At 58.0% G+C, this 16,579-nt stretch carries 14 protein-coding genes and 2 pseudogenes; 7 read left to right on the plus strand and 9 right to left on the minus strand.

Going from position 1 to position 16,579, the window contains the following annotated elements; all coding sequences use genetic code 11:
• The 3 genes from repA to repC (AC245Y_RS31300) all read left to right on the plus strand — a co-directional run bounded on the left by repA (nt 1) and on the right by repC (AC245Y_RS31300) (nt 3,713).
• Complete coding sequence (gene repA, locus AC245Y_RS31290; protein WP_017997287.1) at nt 1-1,197, plus strand: plasmid partitioning protein RepA; 1,197 nt, start codon at nt 1-3, stop codon at nt 1,195-1,197.
• A 75-nt stretch (nt 1,198-1,272) separates the two neighbouring features.
• Nucleotides 1,273-2,253 carry a plasmid partitioning protein RepB gene (gene repB / locus AC245Y_RS31295; RefSeq protein ID WP_017997288.1) on the plus strand — a complete coding sequence of 327 codons (981 nt, stop codon included), beginning with the start codon at nt 1,273-1,275 and terminating at the stop codon, nt 2,251-2,253.
• Nucleotides 2,254-2,408: 155 nt separating this feature from the next.
• Nucleotides 2,409-3,713, plus strand: coding sequence for a plasmid replication protein RepC (gene repC / locus AC245Y_RS31300; protein ID WP_017997289.1), 1,305 nt, complete (start codon nt 2,409-2,411; stop codon nt 3,711-3,713).
• Between the two features lie 526 nt (nt 3,714-4,239).
• On the opposite strand, the gene AC245Y_RS31305 is transcribed toward repC (AC245Y_RS31300), so the two are convergent.
• Together AC245Y_RS31305 and AC245Y_RS31310 are read right to left on the minus strand one after the other, a co-directional pair.
• A complete protein-coding gene (locus AC245Y_RS31305; RefSeq protein ID WP_011649147.1) occupies nt 4,240-5,910 on the minus strand; it encodes an IS66 family transposase in 1,671 nt (556 codons plus the stop codon).
• A gap of 614 nt (nt 5,911-6,524) precedes the next feature.
• Nucleotides 6,525-6,677, minus strand: a pseudogene (locus tag AC245Y_RS31310) (MarR family transcriptional regulator); the annotation flags it as partial.
• On the opposite strand from AC245Y_RS31310, the pseudogene repC (AC245Y_RS31315) reads away from it, so the two are divergent.
• Together repC (AC245Y_RS31315) and AC245Y_RS31320 are read left to right on the plus strand one after the other, a co-directional pair.
• Nucleotides 6,677-6,868 (plus strand): annotated as a pseudogene (repC, locus tag AC245Y_RS31315) (replication initiation protein RepC); the annotation flags it as partial. The pseudogenes AC245Y_RS31310 and repC (AC245Y_RS31315) overlap by 1 nt on opposite strands.
• Before the next feature lie 296 nt (nt 6,869-7,164).
• Complete coding sequence (locus AC245Y_RS31320) at nt 7,165-7,710, plus strand: hypothetical protein (RefSeq protein WP_157628386.1); 546 nt, start codon at nt 7,165-7,167, stop codon at nt 7,708-7,710.
• Nucleotides 7,711-7,811: 101 nt separating this feature from the next.
• On the opposite strand, the gene AC245Y_RS31325 is transcribed toward AC245Y_RS31320, so the two are convergent.
• On the minus strand, nt 7,812-8,147 hold the full coding sequence (locus AC245Y_RS31325) for a hypothetical protein (protein ID WP_017997001.1): 336 nt from the start codon (nt 8,145-8,147) through the stop codon (nt 7,812-7,814).
• 581 nt (nt 8,148-8,728) lie between these two features.
• Here AC245Y_RS31325 and AC245Y_RS31330 point away from each other — a divergent pair.
• Nucleotides 8,729-9,040 carry a hypothetical protein gene (locus AC245Y_RS31330; protein ID WP_487762880.1) on the plus strand — a complete coding sequence of 104 codons (312 nt, stop codon included), beginning with the start codon at nt 8,729-8,731 and terminating at the stop codon, nt 9,038-9,040.
• On the opposite strand, the gene AC245Y_RS31335 is transcribed toward AC245Y_RS31330, so the two are convergent.
• Nucleotides 8,928-10,067 (minus strand): calcium:cation antiporter, encoded by a 1,140-nt coding sequence (locus tag AC245Y_RS31335; RefSeq protein WP_017997004.1) that lies wholly within the window; start codon nt 10,065-10,067, stop codon nt 8,928-8,930. The genes AC245Y_RS31330 and AC245Y_RS31335 overlap by 113 nt on opposite strands.
• A 969-nt stretch (nt 10,068-11,036) precedes the next feature.
• Here AC245Y_RS31335 and AC245Y_RS31340 point away from each other — a divergent pair.
• Nucleotides 11,037-12,290 (plus strand): MFS transporter, encoded by a 1,254-nt coding sequence (locus AC245Y_RS31340; protein WP_017997006.1) that lies wholly within the window; start codon nt 11,037-11,039, stop codon nt 12,288-12,290.
• Between the two features lie 575 nt (nt 12,291-12,865).
• Here the strand turns inward: AC245Y_RS31340 and AC245Y_RS31345 are convergent.
• The 5 genes from AC245Y_RS31345 to AC245Y_RS31365 all read right to left on the minus strand — a co-directional run bounded on the left by AC245Y_RS31345 (nt 12,866) and on the right by AC245Y_RS31365 (nt 16,490).
• On the minus strand, nt 12,866-13,030 hold the full coding sequence (locus tag AC245Y_RS31345) for a hypothetical protein (RefSeq protein WP_164902269.1): 165 nt from the start codon (nt 13,028-13,030) through the stop codon (nt 12,866-12,868).
• 319 nt (nt 13,031-13,349) lie between these two features.
• The gene (locus tag AC245Y_RS31350; protein ID WP_026157673.1) at nt 13,350-13,832 is read right to left on the minus strand and encodes a MarR family winged helix-turn-helix transcriptional regulator; all 483 of its coding nucleotides are present in this window, start codon (nt 13,830-13,832) and stop codon (nt 13,350-13,352) included.
• 128 nt (nt 13,833-13,960) lie between these two features.
• Nucleotides 13,961-14,995, minus strand: coding sequence for a 2,5-dihydroxypyridine 5,6-dioxygenase NicX family protein (locus AC245Y_RS31355; RefSeq protein ID WP_017997010.1), 1,035 nt, complete (start codon nt 14,993-14,995; stop codon nt 13,961-13,963).
• A gap of 15 nt (nt 14,996-15,010) precedes the next feature.
• Complete coding sequence (locus tag AC245Y_RS31360) at nt 15,011-15,682, minus strand: N-carbamoylsarcosine amidohydrolase (protein ID WP_017997011.1); 672 nt, start codon at nt 15,680-15,682, stop codon at nt 15,011-15,013.
• Between the two features lie 55 nt (nt 15,683-15,737).
• Nucleotides 15,738-16,490, minus strand: coding sequence for a maleate cis-trans isomerase family protein (locus tag AC245Y_RS31365; RefSeq protein ID WP_003554953.1), 753 nt, complete (start codon nt 16,488-16,490; stop codon nt 15,738-15,740).
• Nucleotides 16,491-16,579 lie beyond the last annotated feature (89 nt).

The raw sequence follows: 16,579 nt of genomic DNA on the forward strand, positions 1-16,579 counted from the left end.
ATGAACGCGTTTAGCCCGCTACCGTCGTTTGAGTTTGACGACAAGATCCTGATGCAAGGTGCGGAAATCTCGCGCAAGCTCGATCAACTGCGTCTGGAAAACTTTCCCCCGAACGCGAAAAAGAACTTGCGCCAGTTTTCGCTCGCGGAGGTCGCGCACTATCTTGGCGTCACCCCGAGCAATTTGAAGCGCCTCTATCTCGACGGCAAGGGCCCGAAGCCGATCACAACGTCGGGAAATCGCAGATACTACACTGCCGAACAGATGTTGGAGCTGCGATTTTTTCTGGACAGGACGGGCAAGTCCGAAGCTAAGAAATATGTTCCTCACCGCAAGCCGGGCGATAAATTGCAGGTCATTGCAGTTGTGAACTTTAAGGGAGGCTCTGGCAAGACGACCACCACGGCTCACCTTGCCCAGCACTTGGCGCTAACCGGACACCGCGTGCTTGCCATCGATCTTGACCCACAGGCGTCGCTCTCGGCTCTGCACGGTTTCCAGCCGGAGCTCGATCGGAATCCCTCGCTCTACGATGCGATACGGTATGACGACGAGCGCAAGTCGATTGCCGACGTCATTCTGCCGACCAATTTCCCTGGCCTCGATATTGTCCCGGCGAATCTGGAATTGCAAGAGTATGAATACGACACGCCGCTTGCGATGCAGTCTGGCACGGATGGGAAGCGCTTCTTCACGCGTCTCGGCAAGTCGCTCGAGGAGGTTGACAGCCGCTACGACGTCGTGGTGGTCGATTGCCCTCCGCAACTGGGATATCTCACCTTAACCGCGCTCACTGCGGCGACCTCCGTCTTGATTACTGTCCATCCGCAAATGTTGGACCTGATGTCGATGTCGCAGTTCCTGCTCATGCTCGGCAATATCACCAAGACAATCAAAAAGGCTGGTGCCAATGTGCGCATGGACTGGCTCCGTTACCTGATCACCAGATTTGAGCCAACGGATGTACCGCAGGCGCAGATGCTGGGCTTCATGCAATCGATGTTTGCCGAGGAAATCCTCAAGAGCCCGATGGTGAAGACAACGGCAATCTCCGATGCCGGCTTGACGAAACGTACCCTCTACGAGCTCGATCGCTCAAATTTCACGCGAGAAACCTATGACCGCGCGATCGAATGCATGGATGCAGTCAATTTCGAGATCCAAGGATTGATCCATAGGGCTTGGGGGAGGCTCTAATGATGTTGACCGCCGTCAAAACAGCAAGATTCTGCAGTCGAAACAACCCGATAACATGGCTTCGAGGATAGCGATATGGCTCGGAAAAACCCATTCGCCAATGTGATGAGCGACACGCCGGCCGACAGCAACCGGGCAGTGCTTGATTACACCATCCGGGGCGCTTCTAAGTCGATCCTGAATTCCATCGATGAGATGGCGGCCCGTGCAGATAAGCTGCTGGAGGGCGAGACTGTCATCGAGCTGAACCCGGATCTGGTCGATATATCGTTCGTGCGCGATCGCATTGAGGAGGATGAACAGGAGTTCAACGAATTGCTTGCGGCAATTCGGGAGCGGGGGCAGGACAGCCCGATCCTGGTGCGGCCTCACCCCAAGGATTCCGAGCGCTATATGGTGGTATTCGGGCATCGACGTCTTCGAGTGGCAAGGGCGCTCGGAAGAAACGTCCGCGCAGTTGTCAAAGACCTGAAAGATAGCGATCATCTCGTTGCGCAGGGGCAAGAGAATTCGGCGCGCGCCAATCTGTCATTTTTTGAGAAGGCAATGTTCGCGAGTGAGATCGCGCGGCTTCAATTCGATGGTGACAACGCAATTGTTCTCTCGGCACTCTCGGTGGACAGGGCGACCCTATCGAAGATGTTGGCGGTGGCGAGCATGCCTCGCGAATTGCTGGCTGCGGTCGGAGCAGCCAAGGGCATTGGACGTGATCGCTGGTATGAGCTGAAGACCCTGCTGGAGCGGCCCTCGAATCTGGAGAGGGCACGTGCCTTCCTCGGAACCGAGGAATTCAACGCGAAGACAGGCGACGATCGGTTTAACGTCCTGCTGACGCATATCAAGGCATCAGGCAGGTCAACTCCATCGAAACAGGTTCGTGCGAGCAAATGGATTGCCGACGATAAGTCCGTTGCCGCCGACCTGCGGAGCGATGGACGAACTTTTACACTTGCTTTGAAGGCCAAGGATGCGGTCGGGTTTGGAGATTTCCTCTCCGAAAGTCTGACGGATCTCTACAAGGCTTATCGAGGCCGAAACGTTCAACAAGGAGAGTAGACCGCAAAAGAAAAAGGCCCCCAACGACGCGGTCGTGGAAGCCTTCCTCGTATTCCTAGCAGATCGAGAATCGCATTTCCACGAATCACAGTCAAGAGTCTTGGCGCCGCTTTTTGGTGAGCAGATTTCTTTTGCCTAAACTGAGGTGAAGGCAAATGGAGAGTGGATATGTGACGACGCCCTTTGGGCGGCGGCCGATGTCGCTTGGCATGCTGGCAAGCCAGCACCTGGCCGAGACCATCGAGCCGGGAATGAAACGCAGCAAATGGAAGCTGTTCAGGGCGATCTGCGAAGCACGGCCGGCGCTTGGCGTCACCGATCGGGCACTGACGGTGCTCGACGCGCTTCTGACCTTCTACCCTGACGACGAAATCTCCGAGGAAAAGGGACTGATCGTCTTCCCGTCGAATGCGCAGCTTTCGTTGCGCGCCCGCGGCATGACGCCAGCGACCCTCAGGCGGCATCTTGCTGTCCTGGTCGAGGCCGGCCTGATCCTGCGCAAGGATAGCCCGAATGGAAAGCGCTATGCGCGCCGCGACAGGGCAGGGGCGATCGGCGATGCCTTCGGCTTCAGCGTCGCACCGCTTCTGGCGCGTGCTGTCGAAATCGAAAGCCTGGCCGCTCAGGCGGTTGCCGATCGGGAGCTGTTACGGGTGACCAGGGAACGCCTGACGTTGTGCCGGCGGGACATTTCCAAGCTGATCACGGCGGCGCTCGAAGAAGGGGTTTCCGGTGATTGGGAAGGTATTTCGGCGATGTTTCGAGCGCTTCTTGCCCGAATTCCACGGGTGGCGACCGCCGAAGACCTGGCACCGCTGCTCGACGAGATGGCGATGCTGCGTGCAGAGATCGTCAACATGCTGGAAAGACGGATAAAAACACAAAAAATAGACGCCAATGAGTCTCAAATTGAGCATCACAAACAGAATTCAAATCCCGACTCCAATTATGAACTTGAACCACGCTTCGAAACGAAGCAGGGCGAAAAGGCAGCGGCCGATAACGACCCGAACGCCGGGCCGTCAGACGAACGAAGATTGAAACAGCAAAGGCCTTCCGGCCGGATGAGCAACAGGGCGGGGGGCGCGGCCGATCCGGGCGCCGGACCAAGCCTGAAATCCTTCCCGCTCGGCCTCGTCCTCCAGGCCTGCCCCAGTATTCTCGACTATGGGCCTGGCGGAAACATCGGCAATTGGCGAGACCTGATGTCGGCCGCCGTCGTCGTGCGCTCGATGCTCGGCGTCAGTCCCTCGGCCTATGAGGAAGCCTGCTCGGGCATGGGGCCGGAAAACGCCGCCACGGTGATCGCCTGCATCCTGGAGAGGGGAGGGCACATCAACTCGCCCGGCGGTTATCTCAGAGATCTGACCCGAAGGACCGAAAAGGGCGAGTTTGCAATCGGACCGATGCTGATGGCGCTCGCGCGGGCGAATGGTGGAGTGCCGCGCTATGCCAGCTGAGGGGGAGGCGGGTGCCTGTTTTGGCTGGAAATGCCTGCCCGCGTGAGATCCCCTGTGGCGGAGCGATTTCCTCCACTGTCGCGGCCAGTCTCGCGATCGAATAGGCTTTAGGGATGAAAGCGGTTGTTTTCTCTGTGAGCTCGTTATTATCGTTCAGTGGTGATTGGCCTCATCAGGCGGGTGGCATTCCCCGGCTCTCAGCGAAAGTCCATCAAGGGTCCGAAAGCCTTGGAATTCAATCGCTCCTTCGAGCGCCAGGGCAGGTTTTTCGGCAAATAATCACCCCGCCGATCGTCAATGATCGTCGTCGGATCTCGACGACACTGAAGAAAAGACAACGAGGTGGCGGAAGTAATCTGAGATATAGGTTCTGGTTAACGGGATGTTAACCATGGTTTCAATGCGTTACGCCTCATCTACGTTGTCTCAGATCATGTGGCGCGGGGTAAGTGGGGCAGATTCGATGGCGCTGCCGGTTTGGCAGGCAGAAGCGTCGAGCGCTGATGACCGTTGGTGGCTCCAGCGTTTAAGCCCGGGCAAGGATGGTGGCCGGGAGAGACGGGATGGGGTGATCTTCACTGCCGATCCCAAGCCGGTCACCGAGATAATGGTAGAAGGAAAGGCCGAGCTTTTGGCAGGTCTTCATCAGGCCGAGCATGACATCGCGCGCAACACGGCCATCCTGGCTCATTGTGCCACCGGAGATCTTCCGCTTCGTGACAAACGTCCGTAAGGCATTTTCGGAGGCATTGGTGTGGAGCGGGATGCCGGGATACTCGAGCACCTTTAGCAGCTCGTTCTTCCTGCGATGCAGTCGCTCGAGAAGCGTGTCGAGTGCTTCATAACCCGTACGTAGTGTGAAGATCCTATCGAACCGTCGTCGGAATGCGGGAGCGGACTGGGGGGAAGGGCACTGCTGGTAGGCTTTCAGCGCTTTATAGAAACGCCAGACGAGATCTCGGACCATCGTGACCAGCCGCTCCTCCTTTGCAGTGGTCGGCATCAGCTTTTGCAGAAGGCGCTCAGTATGGACCCAACACAGTGCATGATTGCCGACACGGAACTGTCCGGCATCGTCGGACACGATCACCGTATTTGCCATCAGGCCGTGATGGCGGATGGAGCCCCAAAGCCCTGCTTCGGCAAGGGTGCCGATCTCCTGGCGGTTGAGAATATCGACACCTTTGTCAGCCAGATGCGCCATGAACGGTACCTGGTTGCAGAAGTGTTGCGGCTCAAACGTCCGAAGCCCATGGACTACGGGCGGATTGCCGCGACGTTCTTTCAGATAATCGAATGCGGCGTCACCCAGCACATAATCCTGATAGCCGCCGCGCAGCAGGGACAGAAAGTTCAGGCGTGACTTCGATTTCGTGGTGCGAAAGACGGTAAAATCCGCACCGCCGATCTGTGTGGTGTAATAGTTATTATGGGAATGCCGCGCGCCGGTGTCGTCAACCGTCACATAAGGCGACGCCACGAGACCGGCATGCAGCAGTGCGGCATCCTCGGCGACGAAGCCCTCCAGCTGCCTGGTGAGAAGCCGCACGATCTGACGCTTGGAGATGGCGATCCCGACATCGTTCAGCAATGTCGTCAACCGCTGCGTCGTCACCTGTCCTTGTGCGTGCAGCATCAGGCAAAGCCGCCGGAGGTTGGCGCCATAGCCACCTATGATCCCGGCCGGCAAGGGAGCGAGAACCGTCTTTCCATCCGGTGTCACCCAGCATTCACGGCGGTAGTGCACGAGTTCCGCCTTGAGCACCAGGTCTCGGACGTAGACGCTTCTATATCCCTTGAAGCGCGAGCCGGACGGAGCATCGATGCGTAGGATCTCCTGCCGGCTGACCCGATCCACATCCAGCTTCGGACCCCGCGGCTTTTTCCTGCCGGCCACATGGTTTGCTGGAGAGGCCTCCGTTGCCCTCTCCATGCCGGAGGCGCGAAACGGCGGGCGCGGCGGCAGATTTTTCAGCCGGGCGATCTCGTCGCGCAACAGCTGGTTCTCGAGTTTCAGGCGGGTATTCTCCAGCCGAAGGGCGGCGTTTTCCTCCCGCAGCTGGATGTTGTCGGCCTCAAGCTTCGCAAGCCGGGCTTCTGCCTGCTGCGACCGTTCCAGAAGACCCGTCACCAATCCGCGCAACGCATTCAGTGAAAGCGTGTCGGCATGCTCGGGGGAGGGGAGCCGTTTCTTCATGGCAGAATCGAATCATGATTTGCCCCGGCTTGAGAATCCCCAGACTAGCAATCACTTCTCAAAGCGCGCGGTTATGCACACTTCTATGACCGCTCACCAAAACGCCGCCATGGATTTTGCCCCACGTACGTGGCGCGGTAGGCATAAGGGTGGCGGTCATCATTGTTACAGTTGGCGGGGACAGCTTTGACGGAATTGTGGGCGCAGCATCGGCGCCGCGCCGTACGGGACGCGCGGGTGCTGTTTGCCAACGCGGCACCCGCCCGATTTCCTCCTGTCCCATGAAAGGAACCGACCCTCGGTTCAGCAGGTAGAGGCGCTGTAGTCTGGTGGGAATGCGTCGGCCGGTCGGCGGGCTAGTCGAAGAGCTGCATGCGCTCAAGACCGAGGGAGAAGTGCTGCGATCCGAGAACGAAGTCTTGCGGGAGGGCAATGCGCAGCTGCGCCTGGCTATCGTTCCGGTAATGCTGGCCAATTCCCTATCGGTAAGCATGACTCATATTGGGTCCACTGCTGGAGAAGCGTAACGCATCCTCTACCCGAAGATGGAGGATCAACAATCCACGACACACAAGAATCGACGACCCTGAAAACTCGTCATTCTAATTCGGTGGTCACTCAACTCCGAACGAGCTTAGCTTCTTTAGAAGAGCCTCCGAAATCTCGAACTGGCGCGCCGCTCCGCGTCCCATCGAGTTCTTGACGATCGTCTCGCTTGACATTCCACTTCTCACCAGAAGATCCACCGTCTCCTTGACGCCGCTGCGCCTGCGATGCATTGGGCCCGGAGAATGCCGCAGTGGCGATGGCGTGCATTCCCGAGCGATCAAACTTCATAAAATCGGCCGGCGGATATCTGCGCGATCTTACGAAGCGCGCGGAACTCGGAGAGTTTTCGCTTGGGCCGATGCTCATGGCTCTGTCGAGGGAAAATGGCGAGGGGACGCGGATTGCGGGGGTAACGGAGGCCGAGACTATTTCTACTACAAGGGGCCACTTCAACGGTCGAAGCGTTCTGCTTGTCAAAATACAGGGCTCGCGGGCATCGCTCGTTCTACATAGCCGCTGATTTCTCCTGCGAAATGCAGGAGGATACGCAACTGGATATGTGGATAGACGGCGGGAGCCGGATGAAGATGAAATTTCAAACATTATCAGCTGGTAGTTTCTTGAGAAACGAGGCGCTTCCGATGACGAAATACCAAACATCCGCTGTTCAGACCCTTTTGGGGGACATGATTTACTCATCCCCAGGTGTTCATCGAAGCTTCTCGGGCGATGTTTTTAGATGTGGAGGGGCGGCTGGTTCATCCAGGGGAATTTGGCGTTTGCCGTGAGGCCGTAGCCAAGCAGTTCATTCGCGCGTTTGTCCCTGGCAAACGGTCCGGACGATTTACAATCGCCGCTCTTATTCTGGCCCCAAGCGGGCTATCCACGCTGAACCGCCAGAAAAAGAGCAACGATCAAGATCACGAAGAGCCCGGCCGCCGCCGCCGCTATCCCCACAAGAGCAAACCATGTCCGTATATCGAGAAAGCTTGGTCGCCGACCGTCAGCCGCCTTTGTGCCGAGAAATGCCAAAGCTCCGAGGACAACCGGCGTGCCCCCTCCAATGACCATCGCTACTGCACCTTCCGGGGCAGTGGTTCGCCAGATCATCCCGAATACGCAAATGCCGGCAATCGTTCCAACGATGAGGGAGCCAAGAATGAGAAGAATGCGCATTGTGTGTCTTTCGCCAATGAAGGCGCTATTATTCACCGGGCAATTTTACATTCATATCGTAGGAGCAGCCAATGAGTGTTTGCCTTAGTGACTGCTAACGGTCGAAATATTCCGAGTTATACGCGTGGTGACGGTCCAGCCGAATGATTCCGACAAGTAGCCTTCTGACGCAGGGCTCAATAATGCAATCGTGGAATCGATATCATTATCAAAAGGAAAGCAATTGCGGCTGCGATTGTCACCGCAGCACTACAAAGAATAGAGCCCGCAATAACGCTCGGGCTGTAATATCCCGGCATGAAAACCAACGCCACAATGAGCGCGCACGCTGTTGGGGCGAGAAAAATCCAAGGCTTGTATTGAAAATTCCCAATCCCCTCCAAAAGAACAAAAACGGAAGGGGCAAAAACTTGTGTCATGAAAGTCAGCGGGATAACCAGCAGCCATATGATCAGCGCGAGGAAGACTCCGTCTCTAAATGTCTTTTTGCGGGGTATGAGTGAATCGCGCATATTGTTTTAGGTTTAGCCTTGGTTTCCTCGAGCCGCGCGTGTCCTTTAAAAGGACCATTCGCGGTGTAGGGGTTTGCTGGAGACGCGTCAAATACTCACCCGCTTGGTCCCGCATAACCGATAAGCAGGAACGGTATGAGGAGAGCCAATTGAATAGCACGTTTGGTCGATCTTAGAGGAGCTAGCCAGGCCGCACGATCACCACTTTGTCGCTCTGGGGAGGTCTCATACCAATCTGCATTGATCAGAACCGATGCACCCCGTCGCGCATTCCGATTGAGATGATCTTCCAGGGTTGGTCGATGAGCTTCTTTCAGGCCTTCAGCGGTGACCGACGATGTCGTCATAGGACGTGAAGACCCGGTTTGATAGCCAGTTGTCGCGCATGAACTGCCAGACATTTGCGACGACGATCATCTCACCGTTTGCGATCGCTGCGTTTGGAGCACTTTTGGAGAGCTTCGTGGTTTCCGAGCTTCTGAAACTCGCGTCCTGGTCGGAGCGGCTGCCTAACCTTCTAGCACTACCGGACCAAGGATCAGGACGAGCTGGACGGGGTAATCGAGGACCGCCGCGGGCGGATCGTCGGAATTGAAGAGAAAGCATCAGTCACGGTCAAATCGGACGGCTTCAAAGGGTTGAGGCAACTACAGGAAGCTGGTGGGGAGCGCTTTATCCGTGGCCTGGTGCTTCACGATCATGATCGCGTGACCCCGTTCGGAGAGAAGTTGCACGCCGCCGTCCGGACCCTGATCGCGCAGCAAAGCTCGCGAAGCAGCCCTAGGGGATCGCCGAAACCAGCAGGAACACGGCAAATATCACTAGATGGATCGCCCCTTGTAGCACCGTCGTGCGGCCGGTCCCCAGGGTCAGGGTGCTCACGAACAAGGTAAGCACCAGCAGCGTCGTGTTCGCGGCCGAGATGCCTAGGGCCAGTTGCTGGTCAAGAACAAGCGAGACTACCGCGACAGAGGGTATGGTCAACCCTATACTCGCGATGGCCGATCCGAGAGCTAGGTTGATGCTATTCTGAAGCTGGTTCTTGAGGGCGGATTTCGCTGCGGCAATCCCTTCCGGCAAAAGCACGATCGCGGCGATGACCACGCCGACAAAGGTGTGCGGCAGTCCGGCAAGATCGATGGCCGCATCGAGGGAGGGCGACAAGGTCTTCGCCAGAAGAACGACGGCGACTAGCGAAACCAGCAACAGACCCAGGCATGCCAGGGCTTCCCGGTCTGAAGGCTTCGGGTGGTAGACCTCCGTCATGTCCTCACCGATCACATCTTCAGCGGGGCCATCCAAGAAGTAGGCGCGATGCTTGACCGTTTGCACGAAGACGAAGACGCCCCAAAGCATCAGAGAAACGATGCCGATGAACATCGCCTGGAGTGGAGAATAAGACGGGCCGAGAACTGTCAGCGTGTGATTTGGCAGGATCAACGCCAAGGCGGCGAGGGTGCCGAGCACCGCCAGAGCGGAGGACGCACCCTTAAGCTGGAACGACTGCTCGAAGTGCCGGCTTCCTCCCATGATCAGACAAAGCCCGACGACGCCATTGAGCACGATCATCACGGCGGCGAACACGGTATCCCGCGCGACGGAGCCGCTGCCTTCAGCCCCGGACACCATAATCGAGACGATCAATGCGACTTCGATGACCGTGACAGCGATTGCCAACAGGATCGAACCAAATGGCTCGCCGAGCTTAAGCGCGAGGACTTCCGCGTGGTGAACTGCGCTAAAGACGGTGGCGGCAAGCATGATACCGGCAAGAACAAGGACCACCGGACCGTCGGAGGGAACGAAGTGGAGAAACTTCACAGCGAGAAGCAGGGATGCCAAGAGCGGGGAGAGCCACGTCCACGTCGGGATTGCCGGGTGATGTGTCTCGCTTGCGACGCCGGCTTTCAGTACGTTCATGTGTGTTCCTGACTGGCGATTGAACGCGTGGCAGAAAGCCGGCGTGTCGGAAAATCAATGGCGCTCGAAATCATGTCATAAGCAAGCCTGGATCCTGAAATCGTGTTACCGTGCATGAAGCGATCCGTCCGAACCTTGCCCATACTCGTGACCGTGGAGACTGAGTTTGGGTTCGATGGGCGTCGGGATATAGTGTTCGCATGGCCTGTTTGGAGCGGCTCTTGTCAATGTATAGCCGCAGCAAGCCAGGTCACGACCTCGAGCAGGACTCGCGAGACACGATCCGGGTTTCGACAGCCGTCGTTGGAACTCTCTCGCAGATTACCTATACACTATTATCAACTGGGAGGTTGGCCGCCCGCGAACCATCGGCGCCGAGGGCTAATGGGGACTGCGGAAAGCGAGTTTGAAAAGGGTGCTCCGGATCAGGGGCAGACACCCTTTTCGTGCTGAGTTTTGCAGTCTCAGCGGAACGGAAATTAGCAGAGAGATTGCTGTCTACCATCGGACCGAAGTCCGACTCACCCGCAATAATTCGTCGATGGCAGTGCCGAGGGGACATCATCGATCAAAGCGCCCCTCGATCCGAGGTGATTGCGGACGAGCAGCTCGCCAGGGCGGGCTCTCGGTTGGCGGACGCGTGGAACAAGGCCTTTACATCGTATCCTTGAGGCGAGATTTGACCTTCGATCTCGGCCTCAGCCAGACGGAACTGGCGAGCCTGCAGCGCCTCTTTTTTAATGCTAAACCGTATAGCCCCGATACTGCTCGACGCGGAGCTCAAGCGGCTCGACGCCTCGCCGCCGGAGATTGCGACGATTGCGGCGCGATTTGATGGCGGGGGCTTGAGGATGGGCTCGTCAATCAGGTATTCAACGCACCGAAGCTCGTCATACGAGACGAATGCACTTGGCATTGGTCGAGAGCGTTCAGTTCATAATCGGACCCTGAGGAGTTCTCGCCGTGGCCATGTTTGAAAAGCGGATGACTGCGGCAGGTGGGCCCGATTCTGGCGACGTCGACTCTGGGTATGCCTGGTGGCGGCTGGTACTCACGTTGATCCTCGGCACCGTTGCCTGCGTCGGCAATTGGTCCGTCGTGGTGCTTCTTCCAACCCTGCAAGTCGAGTTCGACACGGTGCGTGGCGGTGCCTCGCTTCCCTATACCTGCACCATGCTTGGCTTTGCCTTTGGCGGGGTTGTAATGGGGCGTCTGGCCGATCGGGTCGGCATCGTCGTGCCAGTACTGATCGGCGCGTTCCTGCTTTGCGTTGGCTACATCCTGGCTGCTCTTACCACCAATATTTGGCAGTTCGCAGCCTTCTCGCTGGTAATCGGCCTTGGATCAGCTGCCGGCTTCGCGCCGCTGATATCCGACCTCTCTCTTTGGTTTAGCAGGCACCGGGCGCTCGCAGTCGCCTTTGCGGCCTCGGGCAGCTATCTTTCCGGGGCGGTTTGGCCGATGGCTATCGAGCATTTCCAGACGACCCAGGGCTGGCGCGCAACCCATGTCGGAATCGGCATTTTCATCCCACTGGTGATGGTGCCCATCGGTCTGCTGTTGAAGCGGCGTCTACAGACCGTAACCTATGTCCAGGCCGAGGCGGTAACCGAAGCAGCACGCAACGAACTGGGCCTAAGCCCGAACGCGTTGCAGGTCGTCCTTGTCGTCGCGGGCTTTGCGTGCTGCATGGCAATGTCAATGCCGCAGGTCCATATCGTCGCATATTGCGGGGATCTCGGCTACGGTGTGGCGGTGGGCACGCAGATCATCGCCTTGATGCTTGGACTGGGTGTCGTCAGCCGATTGGCGTCCGGGGCGGTCGCCGATCGGATCGGTGCCGGGCCGATGTTGATCCTCGGTTCCTCGATGCAGGCGGCAGCGCTGCTGCTATATCTGTATTTCAACAGCAAGTCGTCGCTCTATGTGATCTCCGGCCTGTTCGGGCTATTTCAGGGTGGCATAGTTCCGATGTATGCCGTGATCATTCGGAAATATCTGCCGCCACGTGAGGCGGGTATCCGCATCAGCCTGGTGTTGATGGCGACTGTTCTTGGCATGGCTTGTGGGGGCTTGGCCGCTGGTTATATTTTCGACGCCACCGGCTCTTACCGCCTGGCTTTCCTGCATGGCTTCCTTTGGAACTGCGTCAACCTTGCTTTGGTGAGCTGGTTGATCCTGTGGCCCAGGCTGCGGCGGAGGCAGCAGGCGTTGGCGACGTGAACAGGGGCGCTTTCTCGCCCTGAGACAAGCTCTCGATTTACTGCCCAACGCGCTAACCAAAGTTTCTCGATTCCACACTTTAAAACCCCACCCCCCTGATTTGTGGACACCGGACCCGCCCCGTAATCAAAGGGATGGTCAGATCACTAAGAGACACCTACTACCAAGGCCAGCATCATTCCCGCTCCGAAGAGCGGCGCGAGATCGAATTGGGCATTGGCACTTACGGCGGTCTTCATCAGTCGGTGGGCGCTTGGCATCTATGACGGGATGGTGGCACCAATGCTGAAAGTGGGTTGGTTGACGGTACCACGAAATGGCCCCGACCGGCGACAATAGCTCGCGGCACTCCGATGACGGTCTCTTAGAGCAAGGGACTGGCAGTCCCGCGACGCTCGCAACCGTTCAGCTCCTCGGCGATTTCATCTGCGTCCCGCTTTGGAAGTTGCACCAGATCCTTGCCGTTCGTGGCGGCCGGAAGTCCTGTCAAGGTGTCCATGACTGTCCACGAGCCGCCATCGGGCTCGACCCGATAGCGGTCGCCACTCGTGACGCCACTGTGACGTGAATGGTGGTTAGAGCACATGGGATGAGAACAGGGCTATGACCACCAGCACGGTCATGCAGATGACAATAGACCAGAGGATCGCCTTGACGCGCGGGTTGGTGCGGATGCGCGTTGCAATGTCGGGCGTAGGCGGTAGCGGGCGTCCATGGGCAGAGCCGAGATATCGAGCCATCGCAATCTCCTTGTGTGCCGGGTGAACGCCGCCCACCTCCGCTTGTTCCCCGGCGGAGCTGAGCGACATGCAATTCATGTTAGAAAATACTTAACTACATTTGCAAGACTTCATTCCGCGCTGTTTATCCTCTGATCACGGCGAAATCGGTCGGGATGCGGCGCGTGCGTATAGCAGACGGTCCTTGTTGGGCATACGCCCAGTGACTGAAGGCCGCTGCCGTACCCCGGATCGAAGTTGTGAAGAAGGTCAACCACGACGATGCCGGTCATGAGGTCGATATTCTACGACACGCCATCATGGCAGGGCGCCAATCTCGTCACCGCTCTCCAACCTCATCGTCCGCGATTTTGCGAAGAAGATACAGCAGCGCAATTCTCTCCGCCGGATTGAGGGGAGAGACGGTTTTCTCGCTGATGAGATATGCGCGAGGATACATGTCCTGAAGCAGCGCCTCACCCTTCGGCAGGAGAGAAATGACGACCTTGCGGGCGTCGGCTTTGTCTTTGGACAGGTCGATCAATCCACGTGCTTTCAGACGCTCGACAATCCCGCGGATGGTCGCCTGATCGACCGACGTGGCCTTCACCAATTCGACCTGAGAGCTCGGTCCGAGATCGTGTAGCGCGCAGAGCGTGACGAACTGGACGGATGTTAGGTCTGGGTCACTGGCGTTGGCCTGGAAGATCGAGAGATGCCGCTGATAGGCTTTTCGCAGCAAGTGACCCACCTGCTCGGTAACATCATAGGCGGTTTCAGACACCGCGGCTTCACGTGGGCGTTCGATGTCTTTGACAGTCATGTTAGCGGGTCCATCGGTTGCGGCGTCTAGTGCGTCCATGCAGGAAACACCACAGCATGTTTCACCGGTCAAGGCATACGAGGCTCGGGCTGCTTGGCGTGTTTTCACGCCAAGCAGGTTGGTTTCGATTACGATTTGACGCTGTGCTTCATTTCCTTGACGGCGATATCGCCTTTCAGGACCATCGGCTCATCGTCGAGGAAGAGCGAGCAATTGCGCATCGGGATATCGAGATGGCAGGCAGTGTCGTTCGGGCCGCCCAGTTCATTGTTCGGGCCGGTCGAGAACATGACATTGCCGTAGAACGAGCGGGCCTCCATGCCCATGCCGCCCGGAAATTCGCCGGGCACCATGCGATGCCACTTGGCGTTTTGATTAAGACCCCAGCCGACATGGCTCATGCCCATGCCACGCGGATCGTTGAAACCGTCCATGTAGGATTTGACCAGCTCGGCGTCGAGGCCACCGCGAATGTCGGTGATCCAACCGTTTTCAATGGTGTAGTAGATCGGATCGCGCACGTAGATGTTCTGCGGCAGCAGAATATCGCCCGGAGCAACGACGATCGTACCGTCGACGCCGTCATCGTCACCACCGGTGAAGACAAAGCCGGATGGCCAATGATCCCAGCGGCCCGGTTCGTCCGTGCACGCATATTCCGTGACGGCCGGATAGGTGTTGAGCTTGTAGGTGACATCCGTGCCATGGTCCGAGGTGATCCGCATCACCTTCGCCTTGGACAGCAGGTCTCCTGCAAATTCGACCCGCTCGCGCAGTTCCTTTGTCGGCAACATGCGGGCAAGAATTTCCGGCGGTTCGACGGCGGTCAGGATGCGCGTTCCGGCCGCCTGGATCGCCATCTGTTCCGGGCTGAAGAGCAGGAAGATGCAATCGATCAGCATGTCGGCGGCCTTCAGGGCCTCGACCGCGTCAGGCATGGCCGCTAGGCCTGTCTGGCCGACGGCCCATGCACCCGCCGGTGGCACCGGCGGTAAACGCATGTGATACATCTTGGCCCCAAGACGCATGCCCGCCGCCATGAAGGCGTCGGCATAATCGAGGCGCTCGTTGCCCTGGGTCAGGACGATGAGTTTTTCGCCCTCGTGGACGCCCGACATCTTCAACTGATGCAGGCAGATTTCGGTGAAGCTGAATTGATCCATGCTCGTTCCCCTATCTTACGTGAAGGCTTGGCTGTTTTTGCAAAGTTGCGGACGGTCGGACTTGATCTTGGCGATTTCGGCGATGGCATCCTCCCTCGAAACGACATCGCCATACTTGCTGTCGATATCGAAGAGGTTGGCATTGTGCGGATCGGGGTGCCGGTCGCCGACGCAATCGCGCACGACGATCGTCCGAAAGCCGTGCTGGACGGCATCCACCGCACTTGCGCGAATGCAGCCGCTTGTCGAGCATCCAGCAAGAACGACGGTATCGATACCCTGCGTGTGAAGCAGAGAGGCGAGACTTGTGCCGAAAAAGGCGCTGGCATATTGCTTGACGATGACCAGCTCGCCCTTTTCCGGCTCGACGCCGTCGCAGAATTCGGCCAGCACGTTGCCCTCGACCATCGCCATCATGACCGGAGCCTTTTTCACCCACATGCCGCCATCGGCGCAGTTCTCGGCGAGATAGAGAATGCGGGTGTGGATGACAGGAATGCCTGCGGCGCGCGCCGCAGCCAGAAGTGCTGGTGTTTGTGCGACGGCATCGACAACACCCGGCGCATAGAGCGGCGCGCCTTCCACCGTATAGGCTTTCAGGAAGTCGATCACCAGAAGGGCCGGCCGCTGGCCGAAACCGATGCGGTTGCCCCAAACGCCCTGATAGTTGGTTTCAGCACTCTGCATGGGGCACTCCTTGTTTTCCTCCGCCGCAATGCGGCCGGAAACGACAAATTCAGGTTCAATAAGCGCCGGACAGAAGGGCACCGGCACCCGGCACGACGGCTTCCAGTCCTAGTGATTTCAGCATGCAATAGGTGGTCGCCACGGCAGCGGTGAGCACCGGTTTGCCGGTCATGGCCTCGACCTTGGCGATGACGGGCAGCGACGGCATCTGCACGCAGGCCGAAAGCACGATGACATCGACATCGGAAAGATCGAGCGTCTGGACGATGGCCGGCAGGTTTTCCGGATCGTGGCGGGCAACATCCAGATTGTCGGGAATTTCAAGCGCCCGCCAATCCATCACTTCGAAGCCTTCCTCGCGAATATAGTTCACGACGAGTTCGGTCAGCGGCTTCATATAGGGCGCGACGACGGCGATCTTCTTCGCCTTCATCACCTTCAGGCCCTCGATCAGCGCGCCGGCGCTGGTGACGACCGGGATGTTCGTGTCGTTTTCCTGCGTGCGGCCGGTCAGGCGCTTTTCCGACTGGCGATGGTAGCCGAGGCCCATCGCCATGATGGCGACGAGGCAGGCATATCCCAGCACGTCGACGCGGGCATCGGACAGTTCGATGGCGCACCGATCGGATTCGGCGTCCATGGCGGCCAGTTCTTCCTTGACCACCTTCTTCATGCGCATGCGGCTGGAGTGGAAGGTGAAGCGCTCCGGGCGGATCAGTTGGCGAGCCATCAGCATCGCCGGAATTTCCGTCTCCATCGTTGTGTTGGAACTCGGCACGATCTGGCCGATACGATAGGGTTTCTGCACGGACGGCTCCTTTGATGAGTGAGCGGGCGCACATTGGGCGCTCTCGCTGCCGCAATAAAAATGGCGGGCCAAAGACCCGCCATTGGCGT

This window comes from Rhizobium sp. SRDI943 (genome assembly GCF_057653695.1).